This window comes from Streptococcus cristatus (assembly GCF_003943505.1).
In the GTDB taxonomy this organism is placed as follows: domain Bacteria; phylum Bacillota; class Bacilli; order Lactobacillales; family Streptococcaceae; genus Streptococcus; species Streptococcus cristatus_E.
Window position 1 is genome coordinate 91,861 of record NZ_RJPS01000002.1, and the last position, 22,123, is coordinate 113,983.

The 22,123-nt window shown below is 37.9% G+C and carries 27 protein-coding genes and 1 pseudogene; all 28 read left to right on the forward strand.

The genetic code is table 11. The features are described 5' to 3' along the window. Nucleotides 1-5 precede the first annotated feature (5 nt). A pseudogene (locus D8792_RS02480) lies at nt 6-2,279 on the forward strand (pneumococcal-type histidine triad protein); the annotation flags it as partial. Nucleotides 2,280-3,532: 1,253 nt separating this feature from the next. After that, nucleotides 3,533-5,986 (forward strand): CAP domain-containing protein, encoded by a 2,454-nt coding sequence (locus D8792_RS02485; RefSeq protein ID WP_125372749.1) that lies wholly within the window; start codon nt 3,533-3,535, stop codon nt 5,984-5,986. A 194-nt stretch (nt 5,987-6,180) separates the two neighbouring features. Beyond that, nucleotides 6,181-7,275, forward strand: a complete 1,095-nt coding sequence (hemH, locus tag D8792_RS02490; protein WP_125372898.1) for a ferrochelatase — start codon at nt 6,181-6,183, stop codon at nt 7,273-7,275. 125 nt (nt 7,276-7,400) lie between these two features. Beyond that, nucleotides 7,401-9,227 carry an excinuclease ABC subunit UvrC gene (gene uvrC / locus D8792_RS02495; protein ID WP_125372899.1) on the forward strand — a complete coding sequence of 609 codons (1,827 nt, stop codon included), beginning with the start codon at nt 7,401-7,403 and terminating at the stop codon, nt 9,225-9,227. A gap of 116 nt (nt 9,228-9,343) precedes the next feature. Beyond that, nucleotides 9,344-9,910: an SMI1/KNR4 family protein gene (locus D8792_RS02500; RefSeq protein ID WP_125372750.1), complete on the forward strand. Its 567-nt coding sequence runs from the start codon at nt 9,344-9,346 to the stop codon at nt 9,908-9,910. A 171-nt stretch (nt 9,911-10,081) separates the two neighbouring features. Further along, nucleotides 10,082-10,537 carry an SMI1/KNR4 family protein gene (locus D8792_RS02505; protein ID WP_125372751.1) on the forward strand — a complete coding sequence of 152 codons (456 nt, stop codon included), beginning with the start codon at nt 10,082-10,084 and terminating at the stop codon, nt 10,535-10,537. A 126-nt stretch (nt 10,538-10,663) separates the two neighbouring features. Then, nucleotides 10,664-11,230, forward strand: coding sequence for an SMI1/KNR4 family protein (locus D8792_RS02510; protein WP_125372900.1), 567 nt, complete (start codon nt 10,664-10,666; stop codon nt 11,228-11,230). A 333-nt stretch (nt 11,231-11,563) separates the two neighbouring features. Beyond that, entirely contained in the window at nt 11,564-11,875 is a 312-nt protein-coding gene (locus D8792_RS02520) for a hypothetical protein (protein WP_125372752.1), read from the forward strand. Between the two features lie 9 nt (nt 11,876-11,884). After that, the gene (locus D8792_RS02525) at nt 11,885-12,487 is read left to right on the forward strand and encodes an SMI1/KNR4 family protein (protein ID WP_260470163.1); all 603 of its coding nucleotides are present in this window, start codon (nt 11,885-11,887) and stop codon (nt 12,485-12,487) included. 173 nt (nt 12,488-12,660) lie between these two features. Continuing rightward, nucleotides 12,661-13,026, forward strand: coding sequence for a hypothetical protein (locus tag D8792_RS02530; RefSeq protein ID WP_125372753.1), 366 nt, complete (start codon nt 12,661-12,663; stop codon nt 13,024-13,026). 40 nt (nt 13,027-13,066) lie between these two features. Further along, nucleotides 13,067-13,399 (forward strand): hypothetical protein, encoded by a 333-nt coding sequence (locus D8792_RS02535; RefSeq protein WP_125372754.1) that lies wholly within the window; start codon nt 13,067-13,069, stop codon nt 13,397-13,399. A 107-nt stretch (nt 13,400-13,506) separates the two neighbouring features. Further along, nucleotides 13,507-13,902, forward strand: a complete 396-nt coding sequence (locus tag D8792_RS02540; RefSeq protein ID WP_125372755.1) for a hypothetical protein — start codon at nt 13,507-13,509, stop codon at nt 13,900-13,902. A gap of 107 nt (nt 13,903-14,009) precedes the next feature. Continuing rightward, entirely contained in the window at nt 14,010-14,315 is a 306-nt protein-coding gene (locus tag D8792_RS02545) for a hypothetical protein (protein WP_260470164.1), read from the forward strand. A gap of 95 nt (nt 14,316-14,410) precedes the next feature. Further along, entirely contained in the window at nt 14,411-14,791 is a 381-nt protein-coding gene (locus tag D8792_RS02550; protein ID WP_125372757.1) for an immunity 22 family protein, read from the forward strand. Between the two features lie 9 nt (nt 14,792-14,800). Beyond that, complete coding sequence (locus D8792_RS02555; protein WP_125372758.1) at nt 14,801-15,190, forward strand: hypothetical protein; 390 nt, start codon at nt 14,801-14,803, stop codon at nt 15,188-15,190. After that, entirely contained in the window at nt 15,187-15,669 is a 483-nt protein-coding gene (locus D8792_RS02560) for a hypothetical protein (protein WP_125372759.1), read from the forward strand. Before D8792_RS02555 ends, D8792_RS02560 begins: the two co-directional genes overlap by 4 nt. Continuing rightward, nucleotides 15,666-16,145 (forward strand): hypothetical protein, encoded by a 480-nt coding sequence (locus D8792_RS02565; RefSeq protein WP_125372760.1) that lies wholly within the window; start codon nt 15,666-15,668, stop codon nt 16,143-16,145. Before D8792_RS02560 ends, D8792_RS02565 begins: the two co-directional genes overlap by 4 nt. After that, nucleotides 16,142-16,627 carry a hypothetical protein gene (locus D8792_RS02570; RefSeq protein ID WP_125372761.1) on the forward strand — a complete coding sequence of 162 codons (486 nt, stop codon included), beginning with the start codon at nt 16,142-16,144 and terminating at the stop codon, nt 16,625-16,627. Before D8792_RS02565 ends, D8792_RS02570 begins: the two co-directional genes overlap by 4 nt. Before the next feature lie 77 nt (nt 16,628-16,704). Continuing rightward, nucleotides 16,705-17,193 carry an Imm6 family immunity protein gene (locus D8792_RS02575; RefSeq protein WP_125372762.1) on the forward strand — a complete coding sequence of 163 codons (489 nt, stop codon included), beginning with the start codon at nt 16,705-16,707 and terminating at the stop codon, nt 17,191-17,193. Nucleotides 17,194-17,203: 10 nt separating this feature from the next. Further along, on the forward strand, nt 17,204-17,692 hold the full coding sequence (locus tag D8792_RS02580) for an Imm6 family immunity protein (RefSeq protein WP_125372763.1): 489 nt from the start codon (nt 17,204-17,206) through the stop codon (nt 17,690-17,692). Nucleotides 17,693-17,700: 8 nt separating this feature from the next. Further along, nucleotides 17,701-18,156: a DUF4274 domain-containing protein gene (locus tag D8792_RS02585; protein WP_125372764.1), complete on the forward strand. Its 456-nt coding sequence runs from the start codon at nt 17,701-17,703 to the stop codon at nt 18,154-18,156. Between the two features lie 108 nt (nt 18,157-18,264). After that, the gene (locus D8792_RS02590) at nt 18,265-19,119 is read left to right on the forward strand and encodes a metallophosphoesterase family protein (protein ID WP_125372765.1); all 855 of its coding nucleotides are present in this window, start codon (nt 18,265-18,267) and stop codon (nt 19,117-19,119) included. A gap of 36 nt (nt 19,120-19,155) precedes the next feature. Continuing rightward, complete coding sequence (locus D8792_RS02595) at nt 19,156-19,587, forward strand: SMI1/KNR4 family protein (protein WP_125372766.1); 432 nt, start codon at nt 19,156-19,158, stop codon at nt 19,585-19,587. A 123-nt stretch (nt 19,588-19,710) separates the two neighbouring features. Continuing rightward, nucleotides 19,711-20,154 carry a hypothetical protein gene (locus D8792_RS02600; RefSeq protein WP_125372767.1) on the forward strand — a complete coding sequence of 148 codons (444 nt, stop codon included), beginning with the start codon at nt 19,711-19,713 and terminating at the stop codon, nt 20,152-20,154. Nucleotides 20,155-20,270: 116 nt separating this feature from the next. After that, entirely contained in the window at nt 20,271-20,750 is a 480-nt protein-coding gene (locus D8792_RS02605; protein ID WP_125372768.1) for a DUF6985 domain-containing protein, read from the forward strand. A 192-nt stretch (nt 20,751-20,942) separates the two neighbouring features. Next, nucleotides 20,943-21,353 (forward strand): SMI1/KNR4 family protein, encoded by a 411-nt coding sequence (locus D8792_RS02610; protein ID WP_125372769.1) that lies wholly within the window; start codon nt 20,943-20,945, stop codon nt 21,351-21,353. Between the two features lie 40 nt (nt 21,354-21,393). Then, nucleotides 21,394-21,546, forward strand: a complete 153-nt coding sequence (locus tag D8792_RS11390) for a hypothetical protein (RefSeq protein ID WP_185758385.1) — start codon at nt 21,394-21,396, stop codon at nt 21,544-21,546. 22 nt (nt 21,547-21,568) lie between these two features. Beyond that, entirely contained in the window at nt 21,569-21,970 is a 402-nt protein-coding gene (locus D8792_RS02615) for an immunity protein YezG family protein (RefSeq protein ID WP_125372770.1), read from the forward strand. Nucleotides 21,971-22,123 lie beyond the last annotated feature (153 nt).

Sequence of the window (22,123 nt, forward strand, 5' to 3'; positions counted from 1 at the left end):
GGTATATGAAAAAGAAATATATTATTAGTTCAGTTGCGGTACTAGCTACACTAGGTGTGTGCGGTTATGCGATCATGCAGTATCAAGCAGATAAGCCACAAGAACAAGCAACAAATCGAGTGGCTTATGTAGAAAAGAAATCTACAAATAAGCAGGACAATAAATCTCAAAAAGCCGAGAAATTGACACCTGAGCAAATTCAGGCCAAAGAAGGCATTACTGCTGAGCAAATCGTTGTCAAGATTACGGACCAAGGCTATGTGACTTCACATGGTGATCACTATCATTACTATAATGGCAAGGTTCCCTTTGATGCAATTCTGAGTGAAGAGTTGATNATGCGGGATCCAAATTATCAATTGCAGGAATCAGATATTGTCAACCAAGTGAAAGATGGCTATATTATCAAGGTTGCAGGCAAATATTACCTCTATCTGACCAATGCCAAAGAAACCAGCAATGTTCGTTCAGTTGATGAAATCGCACGGCAAAGACAAATTCATCCTAGCAAGGAAGAAGTCGAAGGCGGTTCAGAAGCTAAATCGAGTCAAACTGTTAGCAGAAAAACGCAAGACTTCAGTCGTCCAAGTGCTGCTTATGCTGCAGGAAAGAGAACCTATCAAGCAGAAGGCACTGCATCGAGTCGGAGCAATGGCGCCTATACAACAGATGACGGCTATGTTTTCAGTCCATCTGATGTGATTTCGGATACAGGAGATGGCTTCCTTGTGCCACATGGCGGTCATATGCATTATATTCCTAAAAGTGATCTGTCGCCAGGTGAGTTAGCGGCTGCCCAAGCCTACTGGGACTCCTTGCAGCGAGGCAAGCAAGCAGCTAGTCCAGCTGAAAATCCTAATACAGGAGGAGAGGCTTCTGGTCCTACAGGTAAAGGATCAGAAAATCAACATGCAGGAACTGCGACTAAGCCAGCGCATCAAGCTGACAAGGGACAGACTGCTAAGCTAGCTCAACCGTCCAAACCTGTCCAATCAGATGCTGGGCACGGAGCTAAACCAGCTGAAAAAGCAGAAGATGCACCATTAAGTTACCAAACCTTACTTGAGAAGCTCTACCATACACCAAAAGAAAAACGCTATGTTGAAAAAGATGGTCTTGTCTTTGATCCAAGCAAAATCGTTAGACGGACTGCAGAAGGAGTGGCCATTCCACATGGAAATCACTATCACTTTATCCCTTACAGCAAACTGTCTGCCCTAGAAGAAGAAATAGCTCGGAACATTCCTGTTGCTGGCCAGAAGACTTATCCTAAGGCTGCTGCAAGTACACCAAGCCAGCCTAGCCAACCAGCAAATCCAAGTCAACCAGCCAAACCAGCTGATAAAGACGAGCACGACCATGGTTTCCATGCTGAGCATGTCATCTCAAAAGATGAGGAAGGTTACGTTGTCCAACACGGCGGCCATGCACATTATTTCTTCAAAAAAGATTTGACCAAAGATCAAATTGCAGCGGCAGAAGCGAACCTGGCTAAGCACAAAGATTCAAGCCAATCCAGTCAAGTCAGCACAGAATATGACCGTTTTTCTCGTGACGCAAGTGACGAAGAGAAAATCGCTTATATTTCCAAGACTTATGGCGTACCGCGTGAAGCAATTAAGATTTCAAAAGGCTTCTTTGTCTTTAATAATCCGGATCAAGACTACGATCCGACACATATCCACCCCTATGCTGTTCGAAAAGAGCATGTTCGGATTCCTCTAGAAACTGGAAATCCAGAGCTGGACTTCCTAAACGAGCTTTATACAACAGCCCTGCGTTCGGGTCTGTCTCCATACAGTATTCAGGTTGAAAATGGTCAGTTTGTCATTCCTCATGGCGATCACAACCACTACATCCGTGTCCAATCCAAAGGATTGAATCTAGGCTTGAAGAATAAAATTCCAGCCTTGCAATCGGCTTATCAAGCAGGAGCTTATGATGAAAAGGCCGTCCTTGAAAAGGTGGATGCTCTGTTGGCAGCTAGCCGAACCATTTATGCTAAAGACTTACTTATGCAACGTCGAATCGAACTAGCTCTCGGTAATTTTGTAGAAACCATGAAGCAATTGCCAAGCAACTCAACAGAGGGATATTTGGCCAGCCTAGATCAATTTGATAAGCACTACATTCATGTTGATGAAAAAGCGAAAGCGGAAGAGCTGACAGAAGTTGATAAAAAATATCAAGAATTGGTTGACAAGATCAAACGTTTGGAAACAGACAGCTACAATGTGAATAAAACCAGCTTGCTCGCTGAATTGCAGGAAGCTAAGGTAGAAAAAAATGAAGCTAAGATGGCTGAGATTGAGCAGCTATTGGCAAGTCTGCAAGATTATCAAGATCGGACAGGAGTGACCTCCGTCGAGTATCTCAAAGCTTTCTATCTTGCGGTTGACGATGCACGTTTGCAGCCAGAACTTCGTAATAAAGTTGCTGATTTGACGCTCAAGCTTTATAAATCTCAGGCTTTTATTGAAGCGGTCGACCTGAAAGCTCTTTTCTTGGAACTCTATCAAACCAAGCTCGAAGTTGATAAGGCTCTGGCAAGTGGTGAGGCTGCTACAGCTAAGGATAAAACAGTTCTAGATACAGAAAAGTTGGACGACCACAGTTATAAGACGGCTATTTATGGTTTCTTGAAAGAATTGTATGGAGAATTTGCACCACAACCTACTGAGGAAATCTCAGAAGAAACTCTCCAAGCTCTCTTCCAAAAAGGACAAGAACTTTTGGAAAAAGTAACAGATTCGACTCTGCAAGAAAATTATCAAAAGCAACTCGCAGCACTTCGAACTGATTTGCAAGAATCTCGCAAAGATAGAGAAATCATCTTAGCAGAAACGAAAACGCTCTTGGCTCAAATCGTTGAAACCTTAAAAGAACAGCAAGCATCTGCAGCGCTCAAGGATAAAGAGACTTATCTGAAAATTTACAATTTGCTGATGTCCGCCCACAAGATGCTTGAGGAACAACAGGGGACAGATGAGCAATTTGCCAAGGTAGATGGTCTATTGGATAAATTATCCGATCCGAATGAGGACAAAGCAGCCTTGCTAGCCGAAGCAGAAGCGTTCTTTAATCAACTTCAAGCCAACAAGCCGGCTCCTACTGAGGCTAAAACTGAGACGGAGGCTAGTCCGACTGAGGAGACTAAGGAAGAAAAAACTAGCGAGTCTCCTAAAGAAACAGTAGAAGAGTCAAGCTCACCAGTCATTCCTGAAGTAGAAAAATCAAATTCAGCAGCTCCTTCAGAAAAAGCTCCTGAAAGTCAAGTGACATCAGAAGAAAATAAACAGTAAAGATTTTTTCGAAATAAATGGAATAAGGAGCGGAAGAAGCTTGAAAACGCTTTAAATCCGCTCTATTTCCACTTTATTAGGATGAAGCGTTCGATTTTTGTCATAGAATTGTAATAAAATTTCTATTTAAATGATATGGTTTTGACTGGTTTAACCAGTCATTTTATGTTAGTATTATAGCGTAGGACTAAAATATGAAATGATACATGTGCTATTAGAAGGAGATGTCTATGGACAAGAAAATTGGTAAATCCGTTGTAGCAACTGGCATTGCAGCGACAACGATTATTTCTGGTGCGCTTAGCCATCAGGTAAAAGCGGATGAACTCGTTGAGTCAACGGCTACGAAACCAAAGGCAACAGCAGTTACCGAGAAACCAATTACAACAGCGGATGTAGCAGAAGCGAAGGAAAAAGCAGATGCTGCCAAGAAAAATGTAAATCAGCAACAAGAGCAAACTAAGAAAGCTGAAGCAGACCTTGAAGGAGCCAAAACAGCAGTTTCAGAGGCTCAAGAGAAAGTGGCTACAGCTACTGAAAATGAAAAGGCAGCAACTGAAGAAAACATTTCTCAAGCAGAGACCAGTGTTAAAAAAGCTGAAGAAGAAGTAACAGCAAAATCAGAAACTGTCAAAGAAGCAGAAACTGCAGTCCAGGAAGCAAGTCAGGCAGTTAAAGACCAAGAAAATACAATTGCTGGTCAACAATCATTGGTGGATGTGGCAGAATCTGAACTAAACAAAGCTAAAGAACCAGTTCATGCAGAAACTGCAGCTGTAGAAACTGCTAAAAATCAGGAAAATCAAGCTCAGACAGCTGTGGATCATGCTAAAAATGAACTTGCAAAAGCAGAACAAGAAGCAAACGCTGCACCACAAAATCAAGCAGAAATCCAAAACAAAATCAATCAAACTCAGGCTAACTTAGAGCAGACCAAGCAATTGATTGCTGCAACAAATACAGAGTTGGTGCATGAGCAAAAAAACGCAAGTACGGCGCCAGTTGATTTACGGAATACGACCTATTCGCAATTCTTGGAAAATCTTCGAGATAATTCGAATAATGAAGCTGTGAGAAATGCTGCAGCTGATGCTTTAGCCCTTTACAAACGTGGTCAGAATGAATTCAAGATCACGGTTGGTTCAGATCCATCTAGCCCAGCTAGCTTGGAAAATAACTTGCAGGCTTTGGAATTGGTTAAGGCTATCAATGCCTACCGTCGTAATGCAGGACTGCCAGAACTTTTGGTGGATCCATATGCCAATGTTGCCAGCCAAATTCAGACCTTGTACTTTGAGAAGGCTAACTGGCACATGGGCAAGCTGATTGGCAATGAAAACGTAGCCATCAGCTTCAATCCTCAAGGTGCGGTTAATTTCTGGCATAGTGAAAAGGCCCTGTATCAGAAGATTGCTGCTCAATACGGCCTGCCAACTGATGAAAGACAACTGGATGCCAATGCCATTTATATGAAGGTGGGGCCTAACGTCTTTGCGCAAATCGGTCACTATGTCCAAATGATGGATAACAAGGCCAATGCAATCTCTGCTGCCTATGACACTCATCCAAATCAGTTTGGAACTCCATACGGAACTTCAGAAGTTGGATTCCACAATGTTCGTAATTTCAACCAAAGAGTCAATAATGGCACACTGCTAACAGTTGAAGAGATGGAGAAACTTCTCCGCAGTGGCGGCAGTCGTGGAGCTGCCTCAAGTGCCAATGTGACAGCCTTGAAGAATCGTTTGGCAGAGTTGCAAGCGCAGAAAGTTAGTCAAGAGTCTAGCCTGAATCTTTTAAACAATCAGTTGACAGATTCATACAAGGCACAGAAAGATCGTGCGGCTGCTGTTGTAAAAGCTAAACAGAATCTTGAAGCTGCTGAGAAAGCCTTAGCTCTGACTCAACAAAACTTGTCAGATAAAAAGGCTGCTTTGGAATCAGCGACAGCAAGAATCGCGTCTGCAATTTCTCCATATCAGGCTAAATTGCAAAAAGCTCAGGCAACCTTAGTAGAGGCTAAGAATCAGCTCGCAGCTTTGAAGACGGCTGAGGAAAACAAGAATAAGGCCTTAGAAGCAGCTAAAGCTGAATTGGTCGCTGCTCAAAATCGTGTAGCAGCGGCTCAGAAGAAAGTTTCAGATCTCAAAACAGCTCCACAACAATTGGAAAAAGCTAAGCAAGACTTGGCTGCAGCAGAGGCTGACCTGAAGGCTAAACAAGTTGTTGCTGAGGCTGAGAATGCAAAATTAGTTGATTTGCAAACAGTCTACAATGAGTTGCTAGCAAATTACAATTATTTGCTAGACCTTCTTCCAAAAGAAGAGCGCCAAGCCCTAGCATCGGCCACTACAACTACTTATCAGGCAAATGGTGGACTTAATTTTGCTGCAGCAGGTGCGGGAAGTCAAACGCTGCTGACTTCGAATGCAAATCCAGTTTCTCAAGATGAGAAGGATGCATCGGTTGAAACATTGGCTAACGTAGCTACTCAAGCTCAGCCAAAAACTGATAATAATACTAGTGCTACACCAACGCCAGCAGCTCCTAAAGCTTCAGCCAACAAAGCAACCGTCCTTCCTAATACAGGAACGGAAGCTGAGCTATTAGCTTTCCTTGGAATGACCCTCGGTGCAGCTCTTCTCGCAGGTGCAGTGAAACATCGCCGCAGAAAAACTTTATAGTATATAAGACTGAAGTGAGTGTTACATCTCACTTCATTTTTTATTGGTGAATTAGTTTGATTGAAACAAATTTAAGAAGAAAATTTTTTGAGACCCAAATAATTCTTAATTTTGCTAGAAAACATTCCTTTTATCTGCTTTTCAGGGGATATCATGTTATAATAGCAGAGGATTTTATACAAAAAGAGGAACTTATGACTAAAAAAGCTATTCTAATGATGACCTTTGGATCGCCAGAGGGCTATACTTTTGAGGATATTGCAGAATTTTTTACGAATATCCGTCGTGGCGTGCGACCTACTGATCGGGAGATTCAGCACCTTCATGATAATTATCAGCGTATTGGTGGCAGCCCCCTGCAACGCATCACGCGGACAGAAGTTGAGCTGGTGAAAGAAGCTTTAAAGGGGGAATATGCTGTCTATTTTGCTAATAAATTTTCTCGCCCCTTTATTCCAGATGTTATTAAGCAGATGGAGAATGACGGAATTGAGGAATGTATCTGCTTAATTTTAGAACCGCATTATTCTTTTTACTCTGTTATGGGGTATGAAAAATTTATTACGAGCCAGACAATTAAATTCCATATTATCAAAGAATGGTATCAAGCTGAGGACTTGCTTCGCTTTTGGGAGGAAGAAATCAGGAAAATCTTGCAAACGCAAGGCAAAGATGAAAGTTTTAAGGTCATTTTCTCAGCTCACAGTGTACCAGTTTTAGCCCTTGATTTTGAAGATCCATATATTGATCAGATTATTGAAAACTCACAGTTGATTGCACATCGGCTGGGTTTGGCTCCATCTGAATATACCAATACCTGGCAGAGCGAAAGCGATATTGGCTTGCCGTGGATCAAGCCAGATGTCTTAGAATATCTCCGAGATCAAGCGAACCACCCGCAACATTATATCTTTGTCCCAATCAGTTTCATCAGCGAACATATCGAGGTACTGTTCGATAATGACGTGGAGTGTCAGGAATTGTGTCAAGAACTCGGTGTGGCTTATCATCGTCCACCAATGCCGAACACAGACTCCCGTTTGATTGATGCATTATTAGCAACTATTCGTCAGCATGAAGCAGAAGAGCTTCGATACATGCATCCAGAAGAAACAACCTTTGACGAATTGGCCCCTTCAGAAGAAAGTAATCAAATTTTAAGCGAAACGGAAGAACTTCAAATGCCTGAATTTGTCAAAAAGTTGATAGAGAAAAAGGGCAGAGAAAATGTCAAAATGCCTTATTTTATAAAGAAAATGTTAGAAAAAAGGGCGCAAGAATCAAAGTAAGTCTAGCCTAGAAATAAACATTTGTAACGAGCAACGAGCAATGATCATGAATTGTTAGGGAAGTACATGTTCTAGGAAAATGAAAAATTTCTATTGAAAAGATAGGGTTTTGGAGAAATATGTCTATAAACAAGCTAATTCAATCCAAGCTGGAACTGTTGCCGACCAGTCCCGGCTGCTACATTCACAAGGACAAAAACGGTACTATTATCTATGTCGGCAAAGCCAAGAATCTCCGTAATCGGGTTCGCTCTTATTTTCGTGGCAGCCACGACACCAAGACGGAGGCCCTGGTTTCCGAGATTGAGGATTTTGAGTTTATTGTCACTGAGTCTAATATCGAGGCTTTGCTCCTAGAAATCAATCTAATCAAGGAAAATAAGCCCAAGTACAATATCATGCTCAAGGACGATAAGTCCTATCCTTTTATTAAGATTACCAACGAAGTCTATCCGCGTCTGATTATCACGCGCCAAGTCAAAAAGGATGGCGGTCTTTATTTTGGGCCTTATCCAGATGTCGGTGCAGCCAATGAAATCAAGCGCCTGCTCGATCGCATTTTTACGTTCAAAAAGTGCACCAATCCACCTGCAAAAGTCTGTTTTTATTATCACTTGGGACAATGTGAAGCCCATACGATTTGCAAGCGGGATAGCCAGTATTTCAAGAATATGGCTCAGGAAGTGTCGGATTTTCTGAAAGGGCAGGACGACAAGATTATCGATGAGCTGCGTGATAAGATGAATAAAACAGCTGCAGCCATGGAGTTTGAGAGAGCGGCCGAATACCGTGACCTGATTCAGGCTATTGGAACCTTACGTACCAAGCAGAGGGTCATGGCTAAGGATTTGCAGAATCGCGATGTTTTTGGCTATTATGTGGACAAGGGCTGGATGTGCGTGCAGGTCTTCTTTGTGCGCCAAGGCAAGTTGATTGAGCGTGATGTCAATCTTTTCCCCTATTACAATGATCCCGACGAAGATTTCCTGACCTATATTGGCCAGTTTTACCAAGAAAAGTCCCACCTCAAGCCCAATGAAATCTTGATTCCAGCAGACATTGATGAAGAAGCTGTCCGGGCCGTGGTGGATACCAAAGTAGTCAAGCCTCAGCGAGGCGAGAAGAAACAGCTGGTTAATCTAGCTATTAAGAATGCTCGGGTCAGCCTCCAGCAGAAATTTGATCTTTTGGAGAAATCCGTTGAGAAAACGCAGGGCGCTATCGAAAATCTAGGGAAGCTCCTTAACATTCCGACGCCCGTTCGGATTGAGTCTTTCGATAACTCTAACATCATGGGGACCAGTCCTGTATCGGCTATGGTGGTCTTTGTCAATGGTAAGCCTAGCAAGAAGGATTACCGCAAATACAAGATCAAGACCGTGGTAGGGCCGGACGACTACGCCAGTATGCGAGAGGTTATCAAGCGCCGCTATAGTCGGGTGATACGTGACGGGCTGACGCCACCAGATCTGATTGTCATTGACGGTGGACAAGGTCAAGTCAATATTGCTAAAGAAGTTATCCAGAACCAGTTGGGGCTTGATATTCCTATCGCTGGACTTCAAAAAAATGACAAGCACCAGACCCATGAATTGCTCTTTGGAGATCCTCTTCGAGTTGTAGAACTGTCCCGTAATTCTCAGGAATTTTTCCTCCTCCAGCGCATTCAAGATGAAGTACACCGCTTTGCCATTACCTTCCACCGCCAGCTCCGGTCTAAGAATTCCTTCTCATCGCAACTCGATGGCATCGAAGGCTTGGGACCAAAACGCAAGCAAAATCTCATGAAGCATTTCAAATCTCTGACCAAGATTAAAGAAGCCAGTGTCGATGAAATCGTCGAAGTGGGCGTACCGCGAGCGGTGGCAGAAGCTGTGCAGGCAAAACTCAATCAAATAGAGCCATCCCGACCCTTGTTAGAAGTTGCGGAACCGATTGTAGGCATAGATTGAAAGAAAAATTTATCTGATTTTAGAGAGATTCAGATACAGCTTTCAAATACTGAATGATATTGCTCAACCAGATTGATGGAGGATATTGTTGGTGCCAGTAGTGAAAAGAGGTAGATATGTTAAGAATTTTCCCATTTAAAACCGATGGTGTCATAACTGAAATAGAACAATTGGAGAAAAATTATTCTATTTCCTTGCCTGAAAAATATAAAGAATTTTTATTAAAGTATAATGGCGGAGATACGATTGATNCAAGNTTTAAANTNGAGAAANTTCGTTCAGATATCCACTCNTTTTATGGTTTNTCATTNGCTAACCATTTTAGTAATTTTAACTATCTAGTCGAAAAAGGCTTTTTAGAAGATTTTATTGAAAATCATTATCTACCCATAGCTAAAGANAGTTTTGGTAATAATATTTTACTTGGTGTCGGTGCTAGTAATTATAATAAAATAGGATTTTATGATCATGAAAAGCAAACGTATATTTCATTTACTATCGATTTTGCTGAATTTCTAAAAAAAACAAAAAGTCCTGTTGTTCATATTCCATCCATTGAGGAACGAATGAAAGAAATGGAAGAAATTGGAAGTTCTGTTGTAGTTGATGATGAGTTAAAAGCTTTATGGCAAGAAGAAATCGATGAATTTGTAGGCCGAGAGCAAGTGATTGTTAGGTTGTAATGCTATTTTATACTGGCTTTTTTGGTCTTTGACTTTCTGACTTGCCTCTGCTCTTGCGAAAGATGGGCAAGATGGTTTCCAAAATCAAGTACCTTAAGTAAAATAGCTCTTCAAATGGAATATATGCAACAAAGATTACAAGCCAGAAATTAAAAAGAAGAGGAAAATAAGATGAGCTTAATGATCCGTGCACTAGGTCATACCAGTGATGAGGATATAAAAGATTTGGAAGAGAAATACAACCTAACTCTTCCAGAAGATTATAAAAACTTTTTGAAAGAAAACAATGGTGGACACTGTCCTTCCTATGAGTTTGAAAATTCTATTGAGATACAGAACATCAATGAAGAAATTAATATTGATGTTTTATATGGGATTAAGACTGGCGTAAAAAACTTTGATATAGAAGATTGGACTGATGAATACTTGGATGATCTTTTTTCTAATTCAATCATTATAGGTGATTCCTTGCAACATGGTTTTCTAGTTTTCTGGTTGAGTGGTGATGAGGATGAAGGTATTTATTACTATGATGATACATATAATCTAGAAGCTTCAAGTGATGAAAATAATGCCTATTTTCTAGCTCGCACTTTTACCGAATTTCTAGAATTAGTCCAAAATTAATGGTAAAATGGGAGGGATTAGAATGTGAGAATGTGTAGTCCCTCTTTTATTTAGTACTTATTTTTAAAAAATAGTGGATTGATTGAATTGAAACTTTACAGGATAGTAAAAAATTTGGAGTTAGAAATGTTAAGAATATTTCCTTACGATACAGAAGGTGTAGATCAGGCTATAGCGGATTTTGAAGGTAAGTTTACAATTAAGCTCCCAGAAAAATATAAAGAATTTCTGATTAAATACAATGGCGGGAATAGCTTGCAAACTAGTTTTAGTATAAATCGTAAAANTTCAGACATACGAGCATTTTATGGTTTTAATAAAGCGAGTCAATACAATAATTTCCAATATTTGATTGAGAGTGGTTTTTTAGAAGAGTTTTTAGAAAGAGGCTTCATTCCCATAGCCAAGGATAGTTTTGGGAATTCTATTCTTCTTGGTGTTATAGAAAAAAATTTCAATCAGCTAGCTTTTTTTGATCATGAAGGCCAGCTTGTGCGGCCTTTAGAAATCAATTTTGAAGACTGGGTGGCTAAACTTAAAAGCAAAAAGAAAAAGATTCGCACGATTGAAGAAAGAATCGCCGATATGAGAGCCGTAGGCAGCAAAAAAGAAATTACTCCTAGATTAAAGGAAATCTGGCAAGAAGAAATTGATAAGTATGCTGGTCGTGAGCAAGTGATTGTTAGGTTGTAGTCTTATTTGATTTAATGAGAGTGGGACAGAAATCGGTAATTCGTTAGAATTCGCTTTCGTCGTCCCACCTCCACACAGTTGAGTAGGGCTGTAAAAGCTAGCGTAGTAGAGCCCACTCAACCACTACGTCTTGCTCGACAATCCAAAGACAATTGAGAGGCTAGGACTTTTGTCACAGACTCATTTTTATTTTTTCGAGAGTTTCTGTTATACTAGAGTTGTCCATCATTGACGTTCTAAGCTACTTTCCTGATGGAACTGGCATTATCAATCTATCTCAGTCAAAGATGGCTAATTTATCGGAACATATTTCTATCATGAAAGAAGATTAAAATGACAATTGAGAAAGAGTTAAATAGAATAGTAGAAAGTATTTCATTGATTCAAACGAGCCAAGCTGAGGTACCGTTTTCAGAAGAAGCTCTAGAAGACTTCACAGACTATTTAAGGGCCTACATTCCAAATCATGTAGGTTGGATAAAGAAGGGAAATGAAAAGCTGGTTCAGTCCCTTACAAAAGACAATCAGTTAGATAGAGAAGCAATTTCACAGATGATAGTAGGTCTACACAATTTATCTTTGGATTTTGAGGAATTATGTGACATATTGCTTAAACTTTCCGATGAAATAGATAGAAAAAACTGAAATTCAAGTATGCTGGCTATTCAAGATCAAAGAAAAGGAGAAAAAATGCTAAGACTTTTTCCGTTTGATAAAACAGGTGTTTCAGAGGCATTGGCTCAATTTGAAAAAATTCATGACATTTTGTTGCCGGAAGAATATAGAAGCTTTTTAATAAACTATAATGGTGGAAATACCTTACAGACAAGCTTTAAAATAAAGAAAGAGAGTTCTGATATTCGAGCCTTTTATGGCTTTGAAAATGCTGATTACGAATACAATTTCCAGTATTTCCTTGACCATGATTTTCTATCCGAGCATATTCAAGGTGGCTACCTACCGATTGCAGAGGATAGTTTTGGAAATTATATTCTTTTGGGAATTTCTAAACAAGATTATAATCTCATAGCATTTTTTGATCATGAAAAACAAAAAATTATCGCCTTCCATCTTTCGTTTAAAGAATTTCTGGCCACGATTAACAGTAAAGTGTGTAAGATTAAATCGATTGACGAAAGAATTCAAAAAATGAAAGAGGTAAATAGTCCAGTCATTGTTGACGATGAATTGAAAGCAATCTGGCAAGAAGAAATCGATAAGTATGCAGGCCGAGAGCAAGTGATTGTCAAGTTATAGTCTTATTTTGTTTAATGTGATAACCTGACGTTATCACATTTTCATTTTTCCTAGAGTTTTTGTTATACTAGTTTTATTGGACATTGATTTTTAACAACTTGCCTATTTTGCGAGAGGCAGATATTGTTTTGAAGTCAAATGCTTTCCTGAATAGAATGAACTGAAGGGCACTTATGAAACAATTATTGCAAGAATTAACAAGCGTTTATTCCAAATTAAATTCCCATTATAATGAGCATCTAATAAATCCAGAAAAAATATCGGATGTTTGTGATGAACTTCGTGAAGATTTCCAAGAAGACTTCGATAATCTTGCCAGAGGGCTTGCTACAATGAAAAATTTAGACTTAGAATCAATAACTAGTACTAATAATCAAGCCTACCTAAGTGGGATGTATGATATCTATACTTCATTGCTAAATATTGAAAATTATATAGCTGATTTAAGGGAGATTCACATTCACATTTCAAAGAAGATTAGAGAAATCAATGGCGAAATTGTTGATGAAGATGTGATTGGCAGAGAGGCTAGAAAATGAGTTTACTCGGCGAATGGATCGATTCTAAAAAGGAGCAGTCATGCATAAATTTATTGCCAAAATAAAGTCAGATAATAGCGATACGAAAATTTTGAAAATAATTAGAGATTTTAGTCATGAGCCAATCGGAGTAATCAAGGAAAAAATGACTCATCATATGGCTGTGCTTGAAACAGAATATCTGAATTTAGAGCGACTAAAGAGCTTTAAAAAGACAGTAGAAGAGATAATGGAATTGGGCGGAGAGCTTCAATTATTCCTTGATGATGAAAAGGTAACCATGCAATTTTTGAGTCATGTTATTGAGTCACAAGAAGATACTAAAAATCAAATTGAGGAAGACGATTTCTATATGTTCGATGATGCGAAGTAATGGTTCCGACTTTCCAATATAGTAATAATGCGAAATTGTTCCCTCTCAGTCAAGATTGTGGTCTCTGAAGATAGAAGTAGATGATAAATATATAAGGAAAGTATAAAGTGAAAGAAGTACTAGAAAATTTGCATCAGATATGCTCAACACTCAATGATAAATTTAATGGAAAACTGCTTGATTATGAGAAGTTAGATGATTTTCTGGAGGACATTCGTGATGACTGGGATTCAAGTTTCGAACAGTTAAAATGTGGTCTTCAGATCTTGGAAAGTCAGGCTGGATCAATTGAATCTTCAAGAAATAGCGCTTATACAAAAGGGATTCTTGAAATTTTTTGGGGACTGAGACGACTAGAGGTTTTATTGGATGATGCGGACGACTTGCTGGTAACCTTGAATAAGAAATTGATGTATGAAAGTGGAGAAATATCTGAGGAAGAATACCTGGATGATGGAATCCTAAATGTTAAATATCTGGATGAAGATAATGACTCAGACTAAATCAAGTTGTTAGAATAACTAAAGATAGGTTGACCGAGTGAAGGAGTGCTTAATGGAAGATATTTATAAAGGAGCGAATGGTGTCAATAATCTACACAAAGATCAAAATGTCAGATAATATCTTACAGGCATGTAAAATAATGAGGAAACATAGCACTTTGCCAATTGGCGAAATAAAGACGAGAATAGAGAAAAATGAGGCTTTGTTAGAAAGTGATTATCTGGATCTAGAGCAGTTAATAGTGATGCAAGAAATTCTCGCTAGTCTCATAGATTTAGGTGCAAAAATTAACTTGTACAAAGGACAAGCTGAAGTGGATATGGGATTTCTAAATAATACCATTGAAACCTATAAAAATATTGCGATTGACAGAGAAAAACTAGATGAACTCATGTTCGATAGTGAGGGATAAAAGCTATAAGTTCTAGCATCAGTAGCATTTTTAGAATGAACCTAGAATTTTTAATAGCACAATTTCAGGATTTCAATATAAATAGAAGTGAGAATATGGAGACTGAAAATACAGTATCAATTTGGATTGGAAATTTTGCAAGTAGGGAAGAGCTGGATACCTATATCGACTTAAGGTATGATGATGACGGAGAAATCGTCAGTTCCAAGTTTTATGATGCTTTTCGAATTGATATCGATGATATTGACGACTACCTAATCGAAAAAGAATATTGCGATTCCAGATTTTTAAATGTATATGACCATATAATCGGAGCCTCATATGCAGATGTCGTCATAGATAATTTAAAGAAGATTGAAGATGACCAAGCCATACCTGGAAGTAATTCCATTATTTTACTTTACAATTATAAATATTGTGGGCAAGTCAAAGAGCAGCCCAATATCAAATTTATTGCGACAGTCAATTATAGATAGGTAGAGAAAATGAATGAGCTAGTAACGAGGTATATCAGCTTTTGTGAGAACTTAAATCAGAACTTCAATGGAAATATTTTAAGTGGTGACAGCCTAGATGATTTAAAAAGCTGTGAAAAAGCTATAAATGAATGCTTGAATCAATTAAATAGCGGGCTTAGCTTGTTAGAAAAAAAGAAAAATAGAATTTCATCATCTCAAGATCCCTTTTATACATCTGGATTTGTAGATATCTTTTTAGCTCTAGACGGTCTAGAGGATGCATTTTCTGAACTAAAACACATTTCAATAGCAATGAATAAACACTTTATGTATGAAAGTGGAGAAATATCCGAGGAAGAATTTCTGAATGATGGTATTTTAAATGTAGGAATAGTGGATGCAGGAGATGAAGAATGAAGCTAGATGCTAGAGTTGAAGAAGCTTTAATCGAAATCAATTTTGTAGAGAGATATGAAGCATTGTCCCATATATTTAGTAGGAGTAGAACTCCTAAAGAAGAAGCTTTGGATTATTATGACGGTGATTTTTTGATGGAAATAATCAATTCCTTAGGTTATGAAGTGAAATTTAGCAAAAAAGAGTATTTTTTCTCGCTAAAAAAGGAAAAAAATGGTCAATATGAATTCGGCTTTAAATTTTCTTTGGAATATGGAATGGTAGAACTCATCTGGGATTTAAAAGATTCAAACCAAAATGTCTTGCTAGGAACTAATCTATTTACTATCATAAGATTGCTAACTTCACCAGACAATAAGATAATGGATCCCATTGTTTCTGACTACGTTGATTTTCGAGACGTCATGAAAATCGCCTTTGACATGTATGAGGATTTCAAGCAAGCCTTTTTGAAGGCTAATGCAGGAGATGAAGAATGAAGCTAAATACTAGAGTTGAACAAGCTTTAATAGAAATTAATTTCGTAGAACGATATGAAAATATTTCTAAAAAATACAATAGGGAGAGAACTCCAAAAGGCCAAGAATTGGATTACTTTGACGGCGATTTTCTGATGGAAATTGTTGAATTATTAGGCTATAAAGTTCAATATGATAAACGAGAGCGTTTTTTCCATATTGATTTGGAATCAGTCGAAAAATTTCAATTTGGTTTCCATTTTGCTCTTGAGCATGGTCGATTAGAATTGATCTGGGTTGTTTATGAAGGAGATAAAGTTGTCCTTGGTTCTCCTTGGACTAGATATCCAAGGTTGATGATTGCGCGTGATTATATTATCAAACAGCCCATTATTTCCGACTATGTAGATTTTCGAGACGTCATGAAAATTTCCTTTGAAATGTATGAGGATTTCAAGCAGGCATTTTTGAAGGCTGCTGCAGGGGATGAAGAATGAAGCTAGACACTAGAATTAAACAGGCATTAATCGACATCAACTTTGTAGAGAGATATGAAAAATTATCCGCGCATTATAGTCAGAAAAGAACACCAAAGGGTCAAGAGCTTGATTATTTTGACGGTGATTTTCTGATGGAGATAGTGGAATTATTAGGCTACAAAGTTCAGTATGATAAACAAGAACGCTTTTTCCATATAAAACTGGAGGAAATTGGACATTTTCGCTTCGGCTTCCATTTTTCTTTTGAACGTGGTCGATTAGAATTGATCTGGGTCATCTATGAGGGAGATAAAGCTATCATGGGTAGCCCCTTTGCATCTTATGCCAAATGGTTAATCTCAAGAGATTATATTATACTGAAGCCTGTAATTTCCAGTTATGATGATTTTGAAAAGGTCATGAAAATCGCCTTTGACATGTATGAGGATTTCAAGCAAGCATTTTTGAAGGCTGCTGCAGGAGATGAAGAATGGAATTAGATACTAGCTTGAATGCAAATAAATTTTCTAGAGCTATGATAGCTTTTGCAGCGTCCTAGATTCAGAAAGGAATCGAAATGGAATTTACTCTTAATCTCGATCTTTTGCAATTTATGCGAAAATTAACGGAACCGCTAGAAACATATATAGGAAACTCGGATTATAAGGAATATGTGCATGAAACGTTAGAAATTACAGGCCGATTTATTGATAGGCTTAGTGAGTCCGCCCCAGACTTGCTGTATGGTAGACTGGAAAATTTAGACGAGGAAGACATCTTAACCTATTCGGAGCTGGATAAAAGCACCGATCCAGCTGTGTGGAGATGTATTGATGCTTTCCTTGCGTTAGTAGTTTATCAGTCATACAAAGCTGTTGGACAGCGGTATTTGCCCCAAACCATAGAGTGTGTGGATGAAGATACGCTAGAAGATTATTTTATTCATTATAAGCAACTGGTTAAAAGCTATAGTGACATTGCAAGGAGAACGAAATTGCTTGAGGAGGAAGCCTATGTCACAGCCCCCTCTGTTAGCCCTTACCTAGAATTTTTGTTTGAGGAGTAAATGCGAGCATATGAATACCAATCAACTTTATCTCATGCTGGTCTATTCAGAAGCTATCCTAAGTTATATGAAAACAGAATATAAGCCACAAATTCGAGTTGCCTTGGATGCTTGCTGGAGTTTTGTGGAAAACAAAAACAAAACGGGAAAAGAGCTTTATAGTCTGCTAGATGATGGAACGGATTTTAAGGGAATTTTCATCTACATGCAATTAGACGAGAATGAGGATGATATTCCATCGTGGGATAATCTTAGCTATGCAATCGGTGCAACTGCTAGGGAAGCCTATCTGCTGGACAATCAGCAACAATTGCCTTCTCCTTTGGAAAATATTGATTCAAGCTTAGTAGACTTATTTATTGAAAATTTAAAAGAAATCAATATGAATTTTTATAATCATCTTGAAGAAATTAAGGGCTTTTTGAAGGATGATTGTCCTCCTTCAAAAAATACTTCCTTGCAAACATTGGAAAGCTTAGGATTATTAGAAGGGAGTTGAACATTGAAATGGATAATCGACAAATTCAACAAATAGCTGATGTTTTGTATGCTGAAAGCAATGCTAAAGCTGTGGCGAGCCTTGAGAAGCTTCAAACGGAGGATGAACTGTTTGTCTTGCTGGAGAATTTTAACTGGAATAATGGATTTGAAGTGCCAAAAGCAGTGCTTAATCATCCCAAGTGTAGTCTTTCAGTGGCTTTATTAGCTTTTTATCGTGCAGATGGCATCAGGTATTTACTTGAGGGAGAAGCAGCCTTTGCAAATTCGCTATCAATGGAGTGGGAAGGTTTTGTAAAAAATGTTTATACCAAAATTCTCAGAGGTCAATTTCCAAGTGGGACGATTTCTTTTCAGCCTGAAATAACGAAGATTCAAAAATTTAAACTAAAAAAATTAAAACTAGAAATTGATGAACGATTCCTTGAAGGCATTTCGGGCAAAGATTTGAATGTAGTCATTTAATGAAATAAATGGTAGAGCCATCCAAAGGACTAGGGATGGTTTTTACGTTTTCTGAGATATTTTGTTATACTAGATTTAAACTCAGCAATCGTTCGTGAAGGAGTAAATATGAAACATAAAATCGCAATTCTCTCTGATATACATGGGAATACCATGGCCTTGAAGGCAGTTCTGTCAGATGCTAAAAGACAGGAAGCAACAGAATATTGGCTTTTAGGGGATATTTTCCTCCCTGGTCCGGGGGAAAATGATTTGCTAGCCTTGCTAAAAGACCTTCCTATCACAGCGACTGTCCGTGGAAACTGGGATGATTGTGTCTTAGAGGCCTTAGATGGGCAATATGGTTTAGAAGATCCACAGGAAGTCCAGCTCTTGCGTATGACGCAGTATTTGATGGAGCGAATGGATCCCGATCAGATCGCTTGGTTGCGGAGTCTACCTATGGTTGCGAAGAAAGAAATTGATGGCCTGCGTTTTTCGCTCTCGCATAACTTGCCTGACAAGAATTATGGGAGTGACTTACTGGTTGACAATGATACGGAGAAATTTAACCAGCTACTCGATGAGGAGACTGATGTGGCAGTTTACGGTCATGTCCACAAGCAGTTGCTTCGCTATGGCAGCCAAGGGCAACAAATTATCAATCCCGGTTCGATTGGCATGCCCTATTTTGATTGGCTGGCCTTGAAAAATCACCGTGCCCAGTATGCCTTGCTAGAAGTTGAAGATGGGGAACTGGTGAATATTCAATTCCGAAAAGTCGCCTATGATTACGAGGCAGAGTTGGAATTGGCCAAAGACAAAGCCCTCCCTTTCATCGAAATGTACGAAGAATTACGTCGCGAAGATAACTACCAAGGCCATAACCGAGAATTATTGGCTTACTTGAATGACAAGTATGGTTACGTAGAGGATGTTAGGCAGTTTTTTCAGATAAGTGAACCAAAAGAAAATGGAAGTTGACGAGGGACGGCATTGAGTTTGGAAGGACGGGCTTAGATGTTTGAGAAGATTAAATTAGATCCGTTGAACCAGTTTTATCCAGTGAATCTAGATGAGATTAAAAATAGTGAATCAAAGCTGGGCATTCAAATCCCTGAACTCCTTAAAGAATTTTATGCAGAAGTCGGATATGGCTTTCTAAAAAGCAAGGTGGCTAATATAAACCGTATCATGGATCCAGAGTCAATATTAGACTTTAGATTGAGGCAACATGATTTTGAGTTTTATCCAGATATTGAAATCTACAATCAATTTGAGGATGATAAATTAGTTTTCTTTGAAACTAATGAAGTAGCACTGCTATCTATCGGATTTGCTGCTGAAAATAAGGGGAAAATCTACTACTATGATAAGGAAATTGCTCCTAATTTAGTAGATCTTCTAGAACAGCTTATGGAAGATGACACCTTCTATTATGACTTGATATAGCTGGAGTTTTTTTGGCGAATAGAAATCAATACCGATTTTTATAATCATGTTGAAAAGGTCGAGCGCTTTATCAATAGTATCCACTAACTTCAAAAGCTAAAAGAATTAGATAGGATGATGACAATGCCCCAATTTGAAGATAAATTTATGGAAGTTCAGGCTAGTATGATTTCACTAGCAATGGAATATGTCCAAGATCAGGCAGATAAAATATACATTTATGCAATAGCAGATGGTTTATATAGTTTTAATTTGTTTTATGAAATAAAAGGGAACGTTGTACATAAACACTTGGTAAATAATTTCTTACCAGATGATTCTCAAGTTGATATCAGTCTACAATCAATCTTACTGAGAGAAGGTATCAAGGATGTAGAAAACATGATTGAAATCTGCCAAGAATACGGTCGTGAGCACCCAACTGAAATGTGGCTTGTTTATGATGTTCAGAAAAACAGGCTTGAAAGTCGCTATAGCTATGAAGGCCGTTATGAGAAGGATGATGACTTAGAGCTACTTCCAAGTCTAGAGTTTGAAAAGTGGTTTGAGGAAGTGCAAGGCCAATAACTGTTTTCGACAATGAAATTGCATTGAATTGATGAAGCAGTGGAAAAAGACTGCATAGAAGGTAAGAAAGATTTTTGCGGTTACCTAGTTGACGAACTTGGAGAATAAAGAGAATAATGAAATTGAATCATCAAATTTTCGGTAACATAGAATTTAATAATGGCTGGACAAGACCTATTTCTATAACGATGTTCGGTAAGCAGCATGTTTTAGAGATAAATATTGATGCAGATGAAGACGCAGAATTTGAAATCAACCAAGAAAAATCCTATACATTTTTTCAAGAACACTTAGAAGAAATTGTAACAGAGGTTAATTCTGCTATTTTATCGTACTATGATCGAAAAATATCAGATATTGTTTCCAGTTTTACAAATTTAGCTGAAAAACAATCTTTTTTAAATAAAATTGGAGATGAGCAGCAAATTTATTCTCTGTTACAGCCTAAGCAAATCATGTTTCCTCTAACCTTTGATGAAAGTGTTGAAGAATTTGGTTTTTTATGTGATTGTGATTGGGATAAAGAAAATGGCATAGGAATAAAATTTACCAATGGCCTTTTGTCTGAAATTGGCTATCAAGATATACTTCTATAAGTATATCATTCATAAATTGTCTATCTTTTATATTTATTGAATAACAAGCACCTAGTCACATTTATCACATGCCTTTCAGCTTCAACCGTCTTATGGAAGACTTGTTAAAGATTTTAGAAAAATCCAAAGTTTAATAATAGACAGGAGCTAGAACCGTTTAGAAGATTGGGATAAAGGAAATCAAGCACGAATATGAAGTGGTTACATTACAAGGGTATTTCCATGGATATAATAGAAAGTGTGGAGCATAGTTGGCAGATTACTCTACCAGATGATTATAAGCAAGTCGCTTTGAAATATGATGGTGGTTATCCTAATCCCAATCATTTTAAGGTAGGCGAAAAGCTAGAAATTTTCAATAATTTAATTAGCCTAGATGAAAATGAATGTGATAATATATATGAAATTCTTGAAGATCTACAAAATCGGCTCGGCGACCAACTGATTCCATTTGCAGAAGATGGGTTTGGAAATGTATTATGTTTTGATTATTCAGCTGATAAAAGCGTAGTTTTTTGGAATCATGAAAAGAACTACAATGATTTTAAAGAAGCGACCTTTGTTTGTTCCAGTTTTTCTAGTCTAATTGAGGGCCTTTTTTAAGATGTCTAGTAGTAAATGACCATTATTTAGAATCAAAGCAATGAACTTGTTTGCTTCCATTTATGGGGGCGATATTAATATTCTTTTTCCTATGAATAGTAATATTAGCAGGGGTGGTAGAGTTTGGTATTCTATGGAGCATGCATGGAAAGCTAAATTAAATGATATTCCTCTTGAAGAATTAATCAGATAAGGAATAAACCAGGAGGTTAAAAATGTTTGAAAATCAATTAAGCCAATTGTTTAATGATATAGCAAATAATGTAAATCGTATGATTCCGGTAACGTGGAATGATTTCTACTTTAATGTTGAGTTAAAGGAAGGGGACGGAGAAGTTTTTTTCTATTTTAATACGAAAGAAAGTCCTGAAAAATATATTTTCTCACATGATATACCAGTAATTTATGATATTCCATTTCCCGAATATATGGACTCCTTTAATCAATTAATGAGTATTTCTAGAAATATTTTAGAGGTTTTAGAAGACAATAATCAACCTAAATGGTATGCAATGGTTTTAGTAGTAAAATCTCGGAAGCAATTAAAAGTTGAGTTTGATTACACTGATTGGTTTGCCAGTCCCTTTACCTCTAATCAAAGGTTGTCTTTTTTTTAAACATAAATGTTTAGGAGAAGAACCTGAAAATAATGATTTACTTCAACTTTTTAAAGAAATGGAAGAATATAAAAAACAAGGCTAAATATCTACGACGAACGCTTGAGGGAGTTGGAGTATTTTCCCTATGATTTGTTGGTGTAGGGAGATTAA